This window comes from Streptomyces calidiresistens (genome assembly GCF_014141525.1).
GTDB classification, from domain to species: domain Bacteria; phylum Actinomycetota; class Actinomycetes; order Streptomycetales; family Streptomycetaceae; genus Streptomyces; species Streptomyces calidiresistens.
In genome coordinates, this window is record NZ_VKHS01000753.1 from 1 (window position 1) to 2,611 (window position 2,611).

General features: G+C 77.4%; 3 protein-coding genes. 2 read left to right on the plus strand and 1 reads right to left on the minus strand.

Features of this window, described 5'->3' with window-relative positions:
* Positions 1-41 precede the first annotated feature (41 nt).
* The gene (locus FOE67_RS22360; RefSeq protein WP_182666644.1) at positions 42-395 is read left to right on the plus strand and encodes a DUF1844 domain-containing protein; all 354 of its coding nucleotides are present in this window, start codon (positions 42-44) and stop codon (positions 393-395) included.
* Positions 396-473: 78 nt separating this feature from the next.
* On the opposite strand, the gene FOE67_RS22365 is transcribed toward FOE67_RS22360, so the two are convergent.
* Positions 474-1,241 carry an SseB family protein gene (locus tag FOE67_RS22365; RefSeq protein WP_182666642.1) on the minus strand — a complete coding sequence of 256 codons (768 nt, stop codon included), beginning with the start codon at positions 1,239-1,241 and terminating at the stop codon, positions 474-476.
* 142 nt (positions 1,242-1,383) lie between these two features.
* On the opposite strand from FOE67_RS22365, the gene FOE67_RS22370 reads away from it, so the two are divergent.
* Positions 1,384-2,529 carry a serine hydrolase gene (locus tag FOE67_RS22370; protein WP_182666643.1) on the plus strand — a complete coding sequence of 382 codons (1,146 nt, stop codon included), beginning with the start codon at positions 1,384-1,386 and terminating at the stop codon, positions 2,527-2,529.
* The last annotated feature ends 82 nt before the right edge of the window (positions 2,530-2,611 follow it).

The following is a 2,611-nucleotide window of genomic DNA, read 5'->3' on the forward strand; positions in this document are numbered from 1 at the left end:
CCGCCGGCGCGGGCGAGATCAGCTCCTTCCACGCCGCCCCGCTGCGGGACGGTCTGAAGTCCCTGCAGCTCGCCTTCCGGGAGGCCTCCCTCGCCGAGGTGCCGGCGGTCGAGGTGATCACCACCGTGGCGGTGCACCTGATGAGCGCCTCCGCCGTGAAGCTGGGCCTCGCCGAGGACGGGGAGGACCACCGCGACCTGGACGAGGCGCGCAAGCTGATCACCGCCCTGGCGGGCCTGGTCACCGCCGGCGCGGGCGAGATCAGCTCCTTCCACGCCGCCCCGCTGCGGGACGGTCTGAAGTCCCTGCAGCTCGCCTTCCGGGAGGCCTCCCTCGTACCCGACGCGCCGGGGCAGGGGCCGGGCGAGAAGTACACCGGGCCCGTGTTGGGCTGACCGCGGCTCGATCGGCCCCCGGATCCGTCCCGCTGTGCCGCGCCCGGTCGGGCGCGGCACAGCGGGAGGGCACGGGAATCAGGTCCGTCCGTCGTCCGGTTCGGTCCCCGGACCGGCGTCCGGCGGCGGGGGCAGGGGATCGCCGGGCAGGTCCCGACCCGGCGGGAGCACCGCCACCCGCAGACCCCGGACCAGGGCGGCGCGCAGCGTCCCGTCGGCCGCCACCGCGCCGGCCAGTCGGCGCACCGCCTCCGGGCCCTCCGGCCCCGGCGCGACGGACAGGACCAGCGTGCCGTCGGCCTCCCCGCCGGGAACGAGACGGGCGTCGAGCACCACCGGCTCGGCGGCGATCAGGGCCGCCAGGGCCCGCCCCACCGCGGGATCGCCCACGGGGCTGCCGCCCGTCATCAGGGCCCGCAGCCCGGGACCGGTGACCTCCCTGGTGACCGGTCCGGCCACATCGACCACCAGGGTGTCGGCGCGCTCCGCGACGGCGGCGCGCACCGCCTGCGGCGCGGCCACGGCCACCGGGCGCGCGTCCGCCCGCCAGGCCGCCAGCGAGGCCAGCGAGGTGAAGACCGGCAGGGCCCGGCGTCCGTTGGGGAGCTCCAGGGTGAGGACCGCCATGTCGCTGCTCTTCTCCCGCCGCAGACCGTCCGGGCCGGTCTCCGCCTCCCCGAGCACCGCCACCACCGGCACCAGCAGTCGTGCCCGGGACAGCAGGGTCAATGCCTCGCGTTCCCGGGCCGGGTCGCGGGCCCACGCCTCCAGGGCGGCGGCCAGGGCGGGGTCCGCGCTCCCGTCGTCGTCGGCGAAGGGGGACCGGGGGATGTTCTTGGCAGCCACCCGGCGAGGGTACCCGGGGACGGGACGGGCGGGACGCGCGGGAGGTCACGGGTTCCCCCCCACCCGGTGGCGACACCACCCGCGGATCGGGATACGGTCTCCTGCCATGAAGGGACGGGGGTCGCGGCCGACACGGCGAGCGGTGCCTGCGGCGGCGGTCGTGGTCGGTCTGGCGGGAGCGGTGCTCATGGCGGCGACGGGTGGGGTCCCGGGCCCGGTGGAGGGGAACGGACGCGCGGCGGCCGGGGGCGCCCCCGTCGTGGACGCGATCGGCGGCGCCCCCCGTCCCGCGGACGTGCCGACCACCGGTCCCGCCGACGCCGTGTCCCCCGAGCGGTTCGCCGCCCGCGCCGGCGGCGCGGAGACGCCGCCTCCGCGGCCCCTCCGCGAACGGGGCGCCGACACACGTCCGGAGACGGCGCTCGCCGACCTCGACCCGCCCGCCCCGGTCCGTTTGTCGGTACGGGCCATGGACCCCGGCACGGGCGCGGTGGTCTCGGCCGGGGACGGCTCCTTCGACACGGCCAGCATCGTCAAGGTGAACATCGTGGCGGCGCTGCTGTTCCTGCGTCAGGAGGAGGGGCGGGAGCCCGATCCCGGGGAACTGGCCCTCGCCGCCGCGGCGATTCGGTACAGCGACAACGCGGCCACCGACCGACTCTGGCGACTGATCGGGGGCGAGGAGGGGCTCAACGCCCTGAACTTCCGGTGGGGACTGACCGGGACGGTCGGCGGCGAGGGGGGGCACTGGGGTCTGACCCAGACCACCGGGGACGATCAACTGCGCCTGCTGCAGATCGTCTTCGGCTCCTCGGGACCCTTGTCACCCGCCTCCCGCACCCTGGTGCAGGAGCTGATGGGCGAGGTCTCGGAGGAGCAGCGGTGGGGGGTCTCGGCCGCCGCCCTCCGCCACCCGCCGGAGGTCCCTCCGGGTGGCGGGACCGGCACGATGGCGGGACTCGTGAGGGGGGCCGGCTCCCCGGACGCCGTCGGCGCCACGGCCCCGGTGGCACCGGGGTCCCCCGCGGCACCGCGCCAAGCCCCCGGGACCCCGGCGGCGCCCGGTGAGGCGCGTCTGAAGAACGGTTGGTTGCCCCGCAGCCACACCCGGTTGTGGGACATCAACAGCATCGGTCGGGTGACGGTGGACGGCCGTCCGCTCCTGATGGTGGTGCTCTCCGACGGCCACGCCGGCCGGGAGGAGGGCATCGCGGTCGTCGAGGCGGCGGCGCGGGCCGCCGCGACGGCACTCAGGGGGGCGGGAGGTGCGGGGGCCCCGAGGGCCTGAGCCGACGGAAGAGCAGCGCCGCCAGGACCAGCAGGACGCCCCCCACGGCCGCGGCGGCCGGGGCGAGCCAGGGGGCGGGGAG